A 14,930-nucleotide genomic window follows, 5' to 3' on the forward strand; every position below is an offset into this window, starting at 1 on the left:
GCGGGCTGCCTCAGTGCTTGCGATTCGTTATCGCTTGGCTAGCCAACGAGATTCCAAGACGTTCTATAGAGGTTCCATAATACTGAGCCGAAATCAGTGGCTTCTGTACACATGACTTGTGTTACTGGAGTATGCAGGGTAACGCTGGCGGCATCTTCTTTCGGTTTCTTAAAGTCCTGCTGACTTTTGATTAGTTCCTGGATTATTCCGTGGTAAAGCAAGTGGTCCTCAAGGCTTATGTATAGGAGCAGGATGGGCAGGGCATCTTGTTGGGCATATTTGTAAGTTGTTGTCTTGATGCTGCAGCTTACGCACTCTGACGTTTTCAACGGCTGGATGGTTCTCGAAGTTCCCTTTAGCTGCATGGGCATATATCTACCTGTAATGCGACCATTAGGAAAGAACTCTAGCAGGGCATTGATTCCGAAGTCATCAATTCGCGTATCGCGCCAAATGACCGTGCCGTCATATTTAACAACCGAACGTGCGAGGTTGGTTGACCTGGAGTCTACCGTTCTCGAGTTTGGTACAGATGCTTTTTCGGTTGCGTTTTGTGCGCCGGTGGTGCTCATCCAAAATACTCCTGCATCAGAGATTTCTTCAGCGTCTCTAACTTATCGATTTGTTGTTGAGTCGCAAATCTCAGTTTATCAACCTGGGAGACGAAGGCGGCAAACTCTTGCTGAAGGGCAAGCGGCGGAACCGGAATTGGCATGACCCTCAAGTCGGCAATGTTTATCTGCTGCAGGGTTGCCCCTTGGGTGTGATCAGCAATGTAACGTTTGCCATTGTCGGAATTCATGTATCCTACGAGATAATCGGGATCAATCAGGCTTGGCTCGTGACGGATTACCGCTATTCCACGAGTCACATTCATTCCTGCGCAATCAACTTTGGATCGAACGGTTTGTCCGGTTGCTCCTCGGACAATCGTCAAAATCTCATCGCCCATGAGCTCGGTTCTACGGTACGAATTACCGATTGCCCTATCAATCATTTTAACTGTGTCAAGGCAAAGGCGTCCATCAGCGATATCAACTGGACGAAGCACACCCATGTCGCCCGTTCCCTCAGGGCCCGGTTGAACAATACCGTATGAAATACGTGTTTCGGGATCAATCAATTCTTCGAGTATACTTGTTTGCTTCACTTCATTAAACATCTCGACAAACCGGGATTTGATGAGGCTGTCAAGTGTATGGAGTTGAAGCCCGTACTGTCTTTTGAGCTGGTCAACGTATTTCAAGACAGCAGTTTGACGCAGCATTTCTGCGTCAGCGGGAAGGGGAATTGCCATATTCGAAATCTTGCCTAACCGGATGGAGGGAAAGGAGGCGTTTTCTATCAATTTGCAAGGCTTATCGAATTCAAAGTAATAACGAAGATATTCCGCTAACTTCTTGTTAGTTATTATGCATGCAAGGTGCGATACGACGTAGCAAGGTTCGGGGAGTATATAGATGTTTCCAGTGACACAGGACATACCGCTCTTGGCAAATATGACCGTTCCAGCTGGGAATAGCTTCATCTTCTTTTGTTTTGCGGTCTCATCGTCAAGTTTTTCAAGATTTGAAACAGCCACTCCATCTATCAGCTCGTTTAGGTTGCCGGCTCGTACAAAAGGTTTTCCTTCTTTTGCGAACTCGGTTTTTTTGGGTGCGGGATTTCCTGCTGTTATGACAGCAATGTCTGCTAGTTTAACGATGCTTCTATTCGAAGCCTTTGAAGAGAGGTAATTGCTTCGATTGTGAACCTGATTGTTCTTGACGCATGAGGTGGTTTTCATACTGCGCGCTCTATCTAATTGACTGTATATACTGATTCAATACTTCGCCGAAATTGATTAAATCATATGGGTGCCCACTGGCTTGTCTTTCGTATGCGTATCGCCACTCAACGAAAGCTGACGCACTTTCTTTTAGGAGTTCCTCCAGGGGGGTAACCCCTTTTTGTTTATAGAGCAAATCAATCTTATCTCTATCATGCGCTTCTAGGTCATTGAACAATTTTTTGAGATCATGGCCCTTAGGAAAGGTCTGAATTCCTGGTTTAGTCGCTTGAATGGCTTTTAACAACAGCTCGCATGCGAATGCAGCATTAACCATGCAGGGATATATGTTTCCAGCAAGAAGGGAGTCAGTTGTCTTGCTGGAGGTTTGCGCTATAGCTAAAAAATGATTTGCGGCAGTAATACACTCGTCGAGTTGCCTTTCTGAAGTGTTCATTACAACATCCTTTCCAGTTCTGCCAGGCCTTTGGCAATCTCTTCGTTCAGCTTTTTCAGGTCGGCAAGGATTTCGCTGGTGGGTGGGTATTCGATCTTTTCGTAGACGATTTCCTTGTACTTGTTGATCGACAGGTCGTAGTCGTTGTCGATGATTTCTTGGACGGGCACCATGAAGCTTTTCTCGGTGCGCGCGCGGCCGAGTTCCTTGTCCAGGTTGTGGAAGCGCTCGATGATGTCGGGGATGTCGTTTTCCTTTACGGGGTCGCGTTTGTCATCAAGGCTGAAGCCGTCGGCCTCCATGTCATAGAACCATACGTTGTCCGTGCCGCCGTTGTCGGTGCGCGTGAAAATGAGGATGGCGGTGGACACGCCCGCATACGGTTTGAACACACCGGAGGGCATGGAGATAACCGCTTGTAGGCGATTGTCTTCGAGGATGGCCTTACGGATGGCCTTATGCGCCTTTTGCGATCCGAACAGCACGCCGTCGGGTACGATGGAAGCGCAGCGCCCGCCGACCTTCAGGCTCTTCAGGAATAGCGCTAGGAACAGAAGCTCGGTTTTGGTGGTGGCGGCAACCGAGCGCAAGTCCTTCGCGATGGTTTCCTTGTCCAGGCTGCCCTTGAACGGTGGGTTCGCCATGATGAGCGTGTATGCATCGCGTATGTCGTTGTCTTCCGAAAGCGAGTCGATCTGCGTGATGTTCGGAGCCTCCACACCGTGCAGCATCAGGTTCATGGCGCCGATGCGCATCATGGTGGAGTCGGTATCATGGCCGGTGAACATGGTGGTTTGGAAACGCTGCATCACGCTGGCGTCCATGAGCTCGGCGCTGTAGCGCTCCTTGATGTACGCCGCCGCTGCGCAAATGAAGCCGGCGCTGCCCATTGCGGGGTCGCAGATAATGTCGTCGGGCGTGGGCTCCATCAGTTCGGCCATCATACGGATGATGTGGCGCGGCGTGCGGAACTGGCCGTTCTGTCCAGACGTTTCCAGCTTGGACAGCAGGTACTCGTATACATCGCCCATGATGTCTTTGTTGCCAAGGTCGATTTCGTCCAGCTTGGCAACGATGCGCGTGAGCGTGCGGGCATTGCTCACCAAGAACGTGGCGTCTTTCATATATTTGGCAAACGCGGCGTCATCATCAGCCACAAGGTCGTTTTTGATGAAGGGGAACACGTTCTTCACCATGTTCTCGAACATGGCTTCGGGTTCGTAATTGCGGAATATGCTCCAGCGGCAGTTTTGATGATCGGCATCGAACGTGGGGTCGTCAAGCTCTTCGTCAAACGCAGCGGCGTCGGCTTCCCGGCGTGTCTCGTTGTCATCCAAGATTTTGATGAACATAAGGTAGGTAAGCTGCTCGATCACGGTCAGCGGGTTGCTCACGCCGTTGGACCAGAAAATGTCCCAAATGCCGTCAACCTTGTTCTTCAGTTCGCCGGTTATCATGTTCCGCTCCTTGTTAGGGTTGGTTTTGCTTGATTGTATTATCTGGTATTATGCGCGGGTTTTGTTGAGCAACATTCCCGTGCGCTATCTTGCCACTTTGCGAGTTCCGGCTGTTTCCATGTGGTCGCCGCAGTGGCCGATGACTATCTTGCGCGTTGGGCGATCGATGGCGAAGTGAATGCGCAATGATGCATTGCGGTTGCCGGATTTGCCCTTTACGTGGGGAGCGATGTTCAGGGTGCGCCCGTCATATGAAATCTCGCGCTGTTTTAGCAAGCGCGGATCTTTGTTGGTTTGCGCAGACTCGTGGAAGGTCAGATTGTAACCGGTTTCGCTTTGGAACTCGGTTCCTGCCGTGCCATCTGCCTCATCCTGCTCGAAGTACTTCGGCCATAGGCTCACGGCCAAAGTGCGTAGGATGTCGAACGTCTCGTCGCTGCTGATGCTGCGGTTTGCCTTGGCGGCCGAATCCTTGGCTTCATTGGTGATTATCAGCCTGTCCCCGAACGCTCGCTCTGCCAGCTCCAGCGCTTCGGCGCACGTTTGCGGGAAACCTTGCATTGCGCGGATGATATTCGCCTGCGCTTCCGCTTGCCGCGCTTGCGCCTTCGCCTTCGCGTTAAGCTGGTTGAGCGTTTGAATCGTATGATCTTTGGCGCCCACGGCCCTCTGCAATTGTTTGATCTCGGTGCTGAGCTCTTCTACTGCGATTTGCAGCTCCAGCACGTCATCGCCTTGATCGTGTCGCTTTGCCTCGGAGTCATATTCGGCGATAAGGCTTTCGTAAAACTCGGTGGTTTCAACGAGCTTTGCGGCTTCGCGGGCTTTTAACTGTTCGAGAGCACACTTCAGTTCTTCCTCGGTGTGCAGGCCTTGATAGTTGGGCTCGACTTGCTCTTCTTGCGCGCGTGTGGAGCGCAGCTCCTGCAGCTTTTGCTCAAGCTGCTTGCGCTTGAGCTGGGATTCGATGAGCGTGATGCTTGCCGGGTCTATCGCTTCGCCTTGCACGCGGCGATACAGGCGCGTAAATGCGCCGCAAACATCGTTGCTAATTTGACCAGGGTTCGACGCCATGAGCAGTTCGCCGGTGTAGAAGCGATGCCGCTGGCTCCCTTCGGGGTCTGAGAGGTCGACGCCGGGGAAGAATATGCGCATGAAGCCCGGGTTAATGCGGTAATCGCGGGCGGTTTCGGTGTCAAGGAACATTGATTGGTATGCTAACCAGGTCTGGACGGCTGAGCAATCCAGCGTGTAGACAACGGCCGATCCGCGTACTTTTTTCGCAAGAATGCCCGGGTCGATAGCGTATTTTCCAGGCTGGTTGCGTAGGGCCGCTATAACGACGAAGGGTATGGTGCGCTCGTTGCTTTCAAGTTCCCGTATAAACGTCTTCATGTTGAGGGACGTTAATGCTTTGGGCTCATTGGCCAGGGCAATGCCGTTTGAGCTTGCAGCGCACCCCTTGATATCGAGCAGCTTGCCAATGAACCTTGGTGTGTTGCGCGATGGGATATAAGGGCAGTCGCAGATGAACGTTGGGTCGTCGGCTATGGCGATGCGTACGTTTATGATGTAGCTGCCGTTTTCTGCGGCAGTTGCGCCGATGTTGGTGAACCAGCGGCGGTACCAATGGTCTTTGTCGCTTTCTATATACTCTATTGCCCAGTAAGAAGGCGTATCCGACCCGTTTTGATAAAGGGCGTTCGTTTTGATCGAGGAGTCCTCCTCGTTGCATTCCAATGTGCCGTTCGCGAGCCTCTGGGAGGCGTAGGCGCTTCCTTTCGCTTCCGCAACCGATTCGGAAATGTTGACGGTGTCATCGGTGAGCTCCGTATAAAAGTTCGGGAGTTCTTTGTCCTTGCGATCGCCTTCCTTTTCCTCTAGCCATTCCTGAATGGCGGCGATGATGTGCGGCCAGATTTCGCCGACTTCCTTGGTTTCGGGGGCGATGGTGAAACGGGAACGGTAGAACAGCGTCTTGTTCTCGGTTGCGTAGCGGGCGGGCTTTTCCATTATCGGTCCTTGGTCTCGTCGTTTTCGGTGCGGTGCAGCAGTGTTCTCAGCTCATCGGGGGTGTAGGTCCCGCCGGGTTTCGAGTGCAGGGCTATGTGGCAATTGGGGCATACGGGGATAAGGTCGTGCACGGGGTCCACTTGGTATTCACGTCCTATTTCGCAGAGCGGTGTGACGTGGTGCACCTGAATGATGCCCGCAAATTCAGGTCCGTATACTTTGGCGAAATCGAAGCCGCAGATGGCGCAAGTGGTTCCATTGGCTTGCAGGCATGCTTGTCGTGCGCTGCGACTGCGCTCGTAGCGGTCGATGGTGATACTGCAACGCGCGCCTTCGGTAAGCGGTTGGCCAGGGGTTTCGCCTGCCACTTGCGCTGCTGCGGCTCCTTGCTGCGGAATGTTCCCATAGGCCTTTCTGATTTGCTCTTCGATGTATTCCCGAGGATCCAAAACGACTCCTATTCCTCAAGCGGCAACGCTAGGCCGTACGGGTTTTCAACGGAAAGATTGCTTGCATTGCCGAACACCACCCACAGGTTGCGGTAAGTAAGCGGGCGGGGAATACTTGCCTCGCCGTACCCGTCGGTGAAGTAGATAAGCAGCGCGTCGCGGAAGTAGCGGCGCTCGTTGATGTATTCGATGACGGGCGTGAAGCTGGTGCCGCCACGTCCTTCGACGCGATCAGGCGGGTCTTTTGGCGATTTGAGCTGATAGACCCGTTGAATCTCCTCATCGCATTCGATGACGGTCAGCTCGAACGAGCGCCGCGCGATGATGGCGAATACCTCGTTGAATATCTGCTCGATCTCGCTGTCGCTTACCGACCCGGATGTGTCGATGGCCACCACGATCTTCAGCGTTTTGCTCTCGCGCGTGCCCGATAGGTCGAAACGTTGCGGCTGCCTGCGGTTGAGGCGCATGCGCGTTTTCGTTTTGTCGGCAGCTATAGTGCCCACGTATTTCTTCAGGATGGCTTTCCAGTTGAGCGCGGACGGCTTGTTTGCGCGCGCTACGGCGGTGGAAAACCGGGCGGGCATAAGACCGCGCGCTTCGCCATCCATCATGCTGTCCACCTCGTTGAGCAGCTCTTTTACGGCCTCTGCCATTGCCTCGGCGGATTCGCTTGCGGGTTCGTCGTGTTCTGCGGCAAAGGTCCATGCGTGGTCGTTGATATTGCCGGCGGCGCCCGCCGCGGTAATGACGTTGCTGGAGCCGGCTTCGTTGTCGCTTTCTGCGCTGCCGCTTGGAATCGGCGCGATGCCGTCCTGCTGCGGTTCGCCCAGCATGTTCGCGTGGTGCTTGATGAGGTCGAAGTAATACTGGTAGCTTTCCAAAGGCTGAACACGTGAAAGCCGGAACTTGTCCCGGATGACCTTCGACGTGACTACGCCTTTCGGCGCCTGCATGAACTTTTTCCCGTGCTTTATCTCAGCGTTCAGCATGTCGTTTACCGATGCATCGGCGGCATAGTTGAACAGCTCAAACAACTCGGGGTTGCCCTCCGGGTTCGATTTCATCATTTCTGCGGGGTGGTTGAACACCACATGATCGATTTCGTGGCAGAAGATGTACAGGATTTCCTTCAGCGAGTACTTCAGCAGGATAAGCGGATTCGTCTCGAACACGGGCGGGTACTCGCCTAGGCGAATACCCGCGATGGTGCTCACGGCGTAGTTCGTTCTAAACGCCATGGACATGAGGAAATAGCCGTAATAGGTATCGCGTTCTGCAATAAGGAACAGTGTCACAAGCTGGGCGAATCGTTGGAAATCGGCATCGATTCGCTGTAGGATGGCCGTGTCTTCGGTTTGCTCGAATTCGCTTACGCTGCTCTTCATGTCTTGCAGCAGCGCGGCAATGTTGTCTTGCTGGTTTGTCATTTGCTGCCTTGAATCGCTTTGCGCGTTGAATCTGACAGGTCGAGCATATTCATGAGATCCTGCTCGAACACGTCGAACAAAAGCTCGATGAGGTCATCGCCTTCCGTTGTTTTCGCGGCAGCGATTTTCTGCGCGAACAGCAGCTTGGTGGAGCTGTCCAGGGCGCCGATCAGCGCGCTGAGCTGCTGCTTCGTTTTGTCGAGTCCCTTTGTGTCCAGCATAAGGAAATCCAGGTTCTCCTGTAGGTACTCCAGCACGGCATCACATGTTTGCACGCGTTTCGCCACGGGCATCTTCTCGATTGCGGGCGCAACGGTGGTTAGCCTCTCGTCGTCCGAGAACACCTCTTCTGCCGTAAGAGCGTTGACAGTTTCAACTAGGCTGGCGAAATACATGGTCGCAACGGTGCCGCCAAGCTTGGCAGCCGCCAGCTCTTTCATATCCTTGGCAACAACGCGTTCGCTGTTTTCCTTGGCTGCGAAAAACGGTCGCAACATGGGCTCGCTGGACAAAATGGTGTCGACCATGTCCCAGCCGCGTGGCGAGGGCGTGGGCTTTTCCTCGTCGTCGAGCACGGCGGTGGATTCGGAGAGACATTTCGGATTCTGCTTGATGAACTGCAGGATTGCGGGCGAGATGCCGGTTTTCTTGCCGTAGCGGATCCACTCGTTCGCGTTGCTGGTCACCTTCAGCTTTAGGAAGCGATCGAGCTGTGCGGGGTCCATTTCGTTAGTGGCGTACGCGCTGTTTTGCGTGCTGGGGTTCATGGCGCCCACGAAGAACACCCACCAGGGGAACCGGTAGCCGTTCACCGTTTTGGTGAGCAGGATGTTCATGAGCTCCCTGTACACGGTGTTTTCCGTGCGGTTGATTTCGTCAACGAAGACGATGACGGGCTTCACCTTGCCGGAAAGCAGCAGGTCGATCTTCTCTTGCGGGGTGAGGTCGTTTTGCGCATAGCGATTCTCCGCGCCGTTGAGCACGTCGTTCTCTTCGACGGTTTTGCCCGCTTGCTCAAAAAGCAGCTTTTCCTGCGCCTGAATGCGCTCGACTGCGTAGTAGGGCAGGAATTTGAACTGCGTTTTGCCCTGCTCGTTCTCGTATTGGTAGGGGATGCCGGTAATCTCGCCTTCTTTAAGCGTTCCGCCCTCGATGGTGATGCATATGCCGCCAAGTTCTTCCGCCACGGTTTTCACGATGGCGGATTTGCCGATGCCATGCTTGCCGCTGATCAGCGGGGTGATGGCAACGTTTTCCTTATCAGTGGCTATGTTGGCCAAAATGGCGCGTTTGATCAGGCGCGCGGCGTTGTTCACGGAAATCAATATCGGACTCCTTTAAGGCGCAGAAATGCGTCGAGCTTGTTCGAACGGCTCTCTTTTTTGCGCCAGTTGTTTTTGCCCTGCTTCAGTACGGTTGTGGCGCTGAGATCGGTGAAGTGCTTGATGAAGAACTCCTCGCTGAACGTTTGCCATCGCGCAATAGCGTTATGGTCAAGCGTGGGGAAGTACTGCTCCAAGAACTCCTCGCTGAAGCTCATTCGCTCTATAAGCGCGGACAGCTCACTTTTGGATAGCTCGTTGATATGGGCTTTCACAAACCGCTCATCAAGTTCGGGCGTATTGCGCACAAGTTTGATGAATGAGCTTTGCGAGCTATCGCCTAGCCGGGTGGCTTCGATCGCGCTCATGACTTGCTGGTCTTTGCTGGGTGCTGGCCTTCCTGCGTTTTGCGACGGGGCAGAATGGGGCGAAAGCTCCTCAAGCGGGATTTTGGGTAGCTCGGGCTTTTCGCTGGGTTTCCGTTGGCTTTGGCGTTGCTGCTCAAGTGCTTGCCGGCGCTTTTGACGAATCGACGCGATGGTGGCCTTGCAGCTTTTGACGTAATGATAGTCGTAATCGCCGGTTTCCAGCTGTTCTTCCAGGCAGTCCAGGTCGATATCGAGCAGCTCAGCCTCCTGGGTGAGAAGTATCTCTTTGATGCTCATGTCCATGCTTTCGCTTACTCGATTATGGGTTTATGCAACGCGTTAAGCGTCTCTTTTGCGATGACGATTTTGTCACCGAAAAGCTCGACAACGCCGATGTTGTTAAAGGGGCTTTCGTTGCGAAGCGTCTTTGAGGTGATGTCGCCATTCGCCTGCGCGTAAGCGACCATCTGCTGCAAGTACGCTTTTTGCTGCTCGGTGAGCTCCGCGTCGTTGAGCAGGTGCTCGAGTTTTTGCTCCACTGCTTCATCGGCGATGCCAACCTGCTGGCGTAGGAATCCGAGTGCCTCGGCATGCTCTCCCCATGCAAAGCCCGACCATGCGGCGAAATCGGCATCGGTGCCCATCGTTGCGGTAAAGGTTTGCTTGAGCTGCTCCTTCTCGTTGCTGGTAAGTGGCTCCAACGATCGCAGTTTTGCCAGCATGATATTGCCGTCGTCCTGCAGGTATTCATTGGCCTTCTCGATATAGGACTTGCTGCGGCCCATACCGTTTTGCTCGCCTTCGTCGATTATCTGATCAGGCAGGTCGATGATGTAGAAGTTTCGCTCATCGGGTATGTACTTCATAAGGTTGCGCAGCTCTTTGCGCACGTACTCAGCCCGCTCGAACGAGAAATCGTCAAGGATATAGGCGCCATCCATCATGGCTGCGATCAGCTTCTCGTGCTTAAGCACATCGGGAATGGTCTTGAGCTTCTGCAGCTGTTCCATGCGCTCCGTGAACAGGGTTTTCACCGACGAGAAACCGTTCCTGATAGCGGCGGGGTCCTTGCCTTCCTTCACGCGCGTCAGGTATTCCGATTCGACTGTCAGCACGAGTGAATCGAAGCTTTTGACTTTCGGTTTGCCGGGTTCGGCGGGGATGAGCGGGATGACTTTGTCGCACAGCTCATCGGCCGCCGATGCCGTCAGATTGTCCAGCCTGCCTTCTTGGCGATACTTGTTGACGAACCCGATGCTGCGATTCACTGCTATCGCGTCGTTGTTCAGATTGGCGATGGCGCCGGTGAAGAAATCGTGCAGCTCTTTCTCGTACTGCTTCTCGAAGCTGGTTTTCCCCGATTTGCCTTGCAGTTGCTGAAGGATTTCCAGCTTTTTCTGGTTGATGCGTACGCTCTGGCTGAAAGCGGGCTTTGTGGCCTTCCCGCTGCCCTTGACCGTCGACCAGGTGTTCGTGGCATTGAAATATCTGAAGTTGTCGTACCAATCGAACGCAAGAAAGCCCGCTTTGTCTTCGCCGGGGCCGAACAGGTCGGGCGACAGGCGCGTGCCGCGGCCTACCATCTGCAGGAACTTGATTTTCGATTTGACTTCCTTGAAGAACACCAGGTTCACCGCATCGGGGATATCCACGCCGGTATCCAGCATGTCTACGCTTACGGCTACCTGAGGCAGCTTATCGCGCTCGCCGAAGTCGTCGATGATCGCCAGCGCCTCATCGACCTTGCTGTCGATGAGTTTGCAGAACTCGTTTCCCAGGTGGTCGTATTCCTTATGGAACTCCTCGACGATGACCTCTGCTTCGACGTGTTTCTTCGAGAAGATGATGGTTTTGCCGATTTTGTCGCCTGCGTCAACTTTCAAGCCGTTTTGCATGAGGTCGTCGAGCATGGTGCGGATGGTTCCGCGGTTGATATCCTTCGAGCCAGGCGTGATTATCGTATGGGCCATTGCTTCCGCGTTGGAGTTTGGATCGTTTGGCGTATCGGCGGTAGTGTAGACCTTTTCGACTGCTTCTTTCTGCTCGTCGGTGAGGTTGTCGTAGGAGATGCCCCTGCGCAGGCCTTCAGTTGTCTTGTCAAGCACGTGGAAGCCCACAAGGTAGCCTTCGTTGATGGCCTGCTCGAGCTCGTAGGCGTAGTCGGGCTCGCCGCTCACGGTTTGGAAGACCTCGTAGGTGCTTTTTGATTCTTCGCAGCGCGGCGTGGCGGTCAGGCCGACCATAAGCGAATCGAAATAGTTGAACAGCAGCGGATATTTGCCGAAGATGGAGCGATGTGCCTCGTCCACGATAATGAGGTCGAAGCGGCCGATGCCGAATTCGCGGGTGTCGCCGTCGATAAGCCCGATCATGGTTTGGTATGTGGCGAAGATGATGCGGGCGTCTTTGTCGCGGTTGTTGCTGGTGCCGGTGAACATGGATGTGGTCACGTTCGGAAGCAGCTTGTTGAAGTTCTTATGCGCCTGACGCACAAGGCTGGTGCGGTCGGCAAGAAACAGCACGTTTTTGACCCAGTTCGCCTCCATGAGCACTTTGACCAGCGAAATCGATACGCGGGTTTTGCCCGTTCCCGTTGCCATGACGATGATGCCGCGTCGACGCTTTTGGTCTTGGAAGACGTTGCAGATGCTGCGAATGGCGTCTTTTTGGTAGTCGCGATTCGTGATGCTGTCTTCGATTGGTGGATTCGATATGTCCTTGCGGGCGTTTGCGCGCTGCTTTAGCAGCTCGAGCTCGTCGACGGAATGGAAACCGAACACGCGTCGCACCGGGAAGCCGAGCGCGTCGATGCAGAAGATGTGATAGCCGCTCACATAGTAGGCCATGGGGCGGAACCCGAATTTCTTCTCCAGGAGATCTGCCGCGTTGAGCGCGTGCCTTCTGCCTTCAAGGGGGTTGGCAAGGGCGTGCGCGTAATCAATGACGGCAAGTGGGCGGTTGTCTCTGCCGTATAGGATGTAATCGATGGTCGAGCCGTCCTCCAGCGTCATGTTGATGGATGCGGTCTCGGGGTATGCCTGGTCGTCGCGCGTGGCAACGGCCCAGCCTGCTTCGCACAGCGATGCCTGAACGTAGAGCTTTGCGTTTTTCCGCTCGTCCCCGTGCCGCTTGGTGGAGAAGCGCGCCTGCCGCAACGTTTCGGCGTATCGGGCAACCACCTCGTCCGTGGGGATGCAAGGTTGCTCGGGTTGCTTGGGGATATGAGCGGATGGCGAAGGTGTTGGGGCGGGTGCTTGCGCTTGGGGTGAGGCGACGGGCTGCTCGGCGGCGACTTTGGCGGGCGCTTGCTGCTGCGTGCGTGCGGTGTTCAGGGGCGATTCGAAAACCGGGTAGTCTTCGATAAGCTCAAGGTTGATGAAAACCTCCCCAATGATGTAGTGCAGCTGCTCAAGCGTGTCGCAGGCGGTTTGCGGATCGAGGCGTTCTCCGTGTGCGCCTAGATTGCCGTTCTTTCGAACGGTATGCATGGCGCTGATAATCGTTTCGTCGTTGATATAGTTGACGAAGCGGTGATCGTTCATTTTTTCGAAAAGGGTTTTGCCCCCGTCTTCGTATTCGGCAACTGATCGATAAATCAGCGTGACGATGTATTCCAGTGCGGTGCGTGCAGATGCGCAGCTTTGCGCTGGGAGGGGGCGGGCAAGCTGCTCGGCGGCGCTGCAAGTTTCAAAAAGCTGCGAAAACCCGGGAACGTTTTTTACGAAATCGAAATTCATGACAACCTACCTTCGCCAGCAAAAAGGTACTTTTGCTTAATTATAGTGGCAAGCCGGTGGGGTTTGTTGCGCAACATATTCCGCCCAGGACGTTTCCTAGCACAGCCTTAACGATTCTCCCAGGTCGTTCCCGCATTCGACCATCTTCAGGCCGGGGATGCGGTGGTATAGGTCGGGCGAGCACGTGAGCAGGGTGGCATCGTGGCGCATGGCCATGGCGCCGACACGGAGTTCGGCAAGGATCCGAAGTACCTGATCCCCGTCAAGCAAGCGCCGTTCTACGGCATCCATCGTCGCATGCGCTGCTCCACCATTTGCGCAGGTCTTGAGGTCAATAGCGAAAACCAGGCGCTCACGGCCGAGGGCGAGCCGATCGAGGGCCTGTACGTCATCGGCAACTGCGCTGGCAACTTCTATGGTGGCGTTGATTACCCGTTGGATATCTACGGGCTGTCGCTGGGCCGTTGCGTGAGCGCCGGCTACATGACCGGCCGTGCGTTGGCTCAAAAGTAGGAAGGTGGAGAAGATGAGCGAGAACACTGAGAAGGCGCCCGAGCAAGCTGCCAAGCCTGCGCCGAAGAAGGGCATGACGCGCGGGCGCATCGTCACCGCCGTGGTGGTTGCGGTGATTATTGTGGCAGGATGCGGCATGTTCGCCTGGCATAACAGCCCCAGCTTCTGCGGGACCGTGTGCCATACGCCCATGAGCAAGTACGTTGCCGACTTCGAGGCCGGTCCGGTTGACGGAGGCAGCACCGCTATGCTGGCCGCTTATCACGGCGCTGATGCGGATATGAACTGCCTGAGCTGCCATGAGGCCAAGATCGACGAGCAGGTGACCGAAGGCATGAGTTGGATCTCCGGCAACTACAACTTCGATTCCGATACGCAGATGCTCGAAAGCCGCTCCGGTGAGCTGCCGACGGCCGAGTTCTGCCTGAAGAGCGGATGCCATGACGGTATCAACACCGTCGACGACCTGACCGCTGCCACCGCCGATCGCGAGTCCAACCCGCACGATTGGAGCCAGCACGGCGTTGTGGCCTGCGGAAACTGCCATAAGGCACACGAGACCAGCGAGTTCTACTGCACGCAGTGCCACCTGGATGCCACATATTCCAGCGTGCCGAACGGCTGGAACGTCGTTATCGACGGCACCACCTACAAGGTGAACGACGGCCAGCTGGTCGAGCAGTAAGCAAGCGTTAAACGAGCGGCAAACGGACAGGTGGTGGCTTCAAGGGCCACGCGCCAGCCGAAGTTCTGCGAGCAGGAAGCGGGTCGCGTTGGGGCGCGGCCCGCTTTCGCGTTGTCGGGTGCGCCGGCGAGGGTGCGGGCCTGCGCTAGCGGCCGCTACGCCGCCCGCCACGCCGTCGGCGACATCGCGTAAAGATCGTTTGTTACGGCGGGGCGCTGGCGGCCGCGTCCATCGGCGAGGCCCCGGAGGCCGGTGACGCGGGTTCCGGGCGCCCTTGCTAGTTCACGCACACTACGTGCAGGACGTCGCCGTCCACGGTGAAAGCCACGTCAAGACCCGCGTATGCCAGGTGGTAGACGCGGGTCGGCTCATGTTTGCTGCCAGCGCGCCGCGGGTCCTGGCGCAGCACCTCCGTCAGGCCGGCGAGCTTGCCGGCGGGCACTTCGGCCTGCAGCTGTTCGGGAAAGTCCACGTCAAGCTCATGCCAGGGCGCGTCCTCGATCCATCCGCCGCAGGCGTCGGGGTGGCAGTCGGCGAAGGGGATGTAGGGCTTGATGTCGTAAATGGGCGTGCCGTCGCGCAGGTCCGCGCCCAGCACGTGGATGATGGGGCCGGCGTCCGTGAGCTCTACGCGGTCGAGTTTCACGCACGTCAGCCCGATGGGGTTCGGGCGGAACGGGCTGCGCGTGGCGAACACGCCCACGCGCTCGGCGCCGCCCAGCCGCGGCGGC

At 55.4% G+C, this 14,930-nt stretch carries 13 protein-coding genes; 2 read left to right on the forward strand and 11 right to left on the reverse strand.

Annotated elements, in window-relative coordinates:
- Positions 1-38: 38 nt before the first annotated feature.
- The 10 genes from SFHG_RS06805 to SFHG_RS06850 all read right to left on the reverse strand — a co-directional run bounded on the left by SFHG_RS06805 (position 39) and on the right by SFHG_RS06850 (position 13,001).
- On the reverse strand, positions 39-572 hold the full coding sequence (locus tag SFHG_RS06805) for a DUF4365 domain-containing protein (RefSeq protein ID WP_042435575.1): 534 nt from the start codon (positions 570-572) through the stop codon (positions 39-41).
- Entirely contained in the window at positions 569-1,786 is a 1,218-nt protein-coding gene (locus tag SFHG_RS10115; RefSeq protein ID WP_081468989.1) for a restriction endonuclease subunit S, read from the reverse strand. The genes SFHG_RS06805 and SFHG_RS10115 overlap by 4 nt, the downstream gene beginning before the upstream one ends.
- Before the next feature lie 10 nt (positions 1,787-1,796).
- On the reverse strand, positions 1,797-2,225 hold the full coding sequence (locus SFHG_RS06815; RefSeq protein WP_042435576.1) for a HEPN domain-containing protein: 429 nt from the start codon (positions 2,223-2,225) through the stop codon (positions 1,797-1,799).
- The gene (locus SFHG_RS06820; protein ID WP_042435579.1) at positions 2,225-3,682 is read right to left on the reverse strand and encodes a type I restriction-modification system subunit M; all 1,458 of its coding nucleotides are present in this window, start codon (positions 3,680-3,682) and stop codon (positions 2,225-2,227) included. Before SFHG_RS06820 ends, SFHG_RS06815 begins: the two co-directional genes overlap by 1 nt.
- Positions 3,683-3,766: 84 nt before the next feature.
- Entirely contained in the window at positions 3,767-5,695 is a 1,929-nt protein-coding gene (locus SFHG_RS06825; RefSeq protein WP_042435582.1) for a hypothetical protein, read from the reverse strand.
- The gene (locus tag SFHG_RS06830; RefSeq protein WP_162096563.1) at positions 5,695-6,063 is read right to left on the reverse strand and encodes an HNH endonuclease; all 369 of its coding nucleotides are present in this window, start codon (positions 6,061-6,063) and stop codon (positions 5,695-5,697) included. Before SFHG_RS06830 ends, SFHG_RS06825 begins: the two co-directional genes overlap by 1 nt.
- An 89-nt stretch (positions 6,064-6,152) precedes the next feature.
- The gene (locus SFHG_RS06835; protein WP_042435584.1) at positions 6,153-7,574 is read right to left on the reverse strand and encodes a vWA domain-containing protein; all 1,422 of its coding nucleotides are present in this window, start codon (positions 7,572-7,574) and stop codon (positions 6,153-6,155) included.
- Positions 7,571-8,899 (reverse strand): AAA family ATPase, encoded by a 1,329-nt coding sequence (locus tag SFHG_RS06840; protein ID WP_187364760.1) that lies wholly within the window; start codon positions 8,897-8,899, stop codon positions 7,571-7,573. Before SFHG_RS06840 ends, SFHG_RS06835 begins: the two co-directional genes overlap by 4 nt.
- A complete protein-coding gene (locus tag SFHG_RS11125; protein ID WP_238318297.1) occupies positions 8,896-9,561 on the reverse strand; it encodes a hypothetical protein in 666 nt (221 codons plus the stop codon). Before SFHG_RS11125 ends, SFHG_RS06840 begins: the two co-directional genes overlap by 4 nt.
- Positions 9,562-9,575: 14 nt before the next feature.
- Complete coding sequence (locus tag SFHG_RS06850) at positions 9,576-13,001, reverse strand: DEAD/DEAH box helicase family protein (RefSeq protein WP_081468991.1); 3,426 nt, start codon at positions 12,999-13,001, stop codon at positions 9,576-9,578.
- Positions 13,002-13,202: 201 nt separating this feature from the next.
- Here SFHG_RS06850 and SFHG_RS06855 point away from each other — a divergent pair, with 201 nt between their 5' ends.
- On the forward strand, positions 13,203-13,514 hold the full coding sequence (locus SFHG_RS06855; protein ID WP_042435587.1) for an FAD-binding protein: 312 nt from the start codon (positions 13,203-13,205) through the stop codon (positions 13,512-13,514).
- Positions 13,515-13,527: 13 nt separating this feature from the next.
- Positions 13,528-14,199 carry a cytochrome c3 family protein gene (locus tag SFHG_RS06860; protein ID WP_042435591.1) on the forward strand — a complete coding sequence of 224 codons (672 nt, stop codon included), beginning with the start codon at positions 13,528-13,530 and terminating at the stop codon, positions 14,197-14,199.
- 277 nt (positions 14,200-14,476) lie between these two features.
- Here the strand turns inward: SFHG_RS06860 and SFHG_RS06865 are convergent.
- The coding region (locus SFHG_RS06865) for a tRNA (N6-threonylcarbamoyladenosine(37)-N6)-methyltransferase TrmO (RefSeq protein WP_042435594.1) at positions 14,477-14,930 on the reverse strand (454 nt) is incomplete at its 5' end.

This window comes from Senegalimassilia anaerobia JC110 (assembly GCF_000236865.1).
GTDB lineage: Bacteria > Actinomycetota > Coriobacteriia > Coriobacteriales > Eggerthellaceae > Senegalimassilia > Senegalimassilia anaerobia.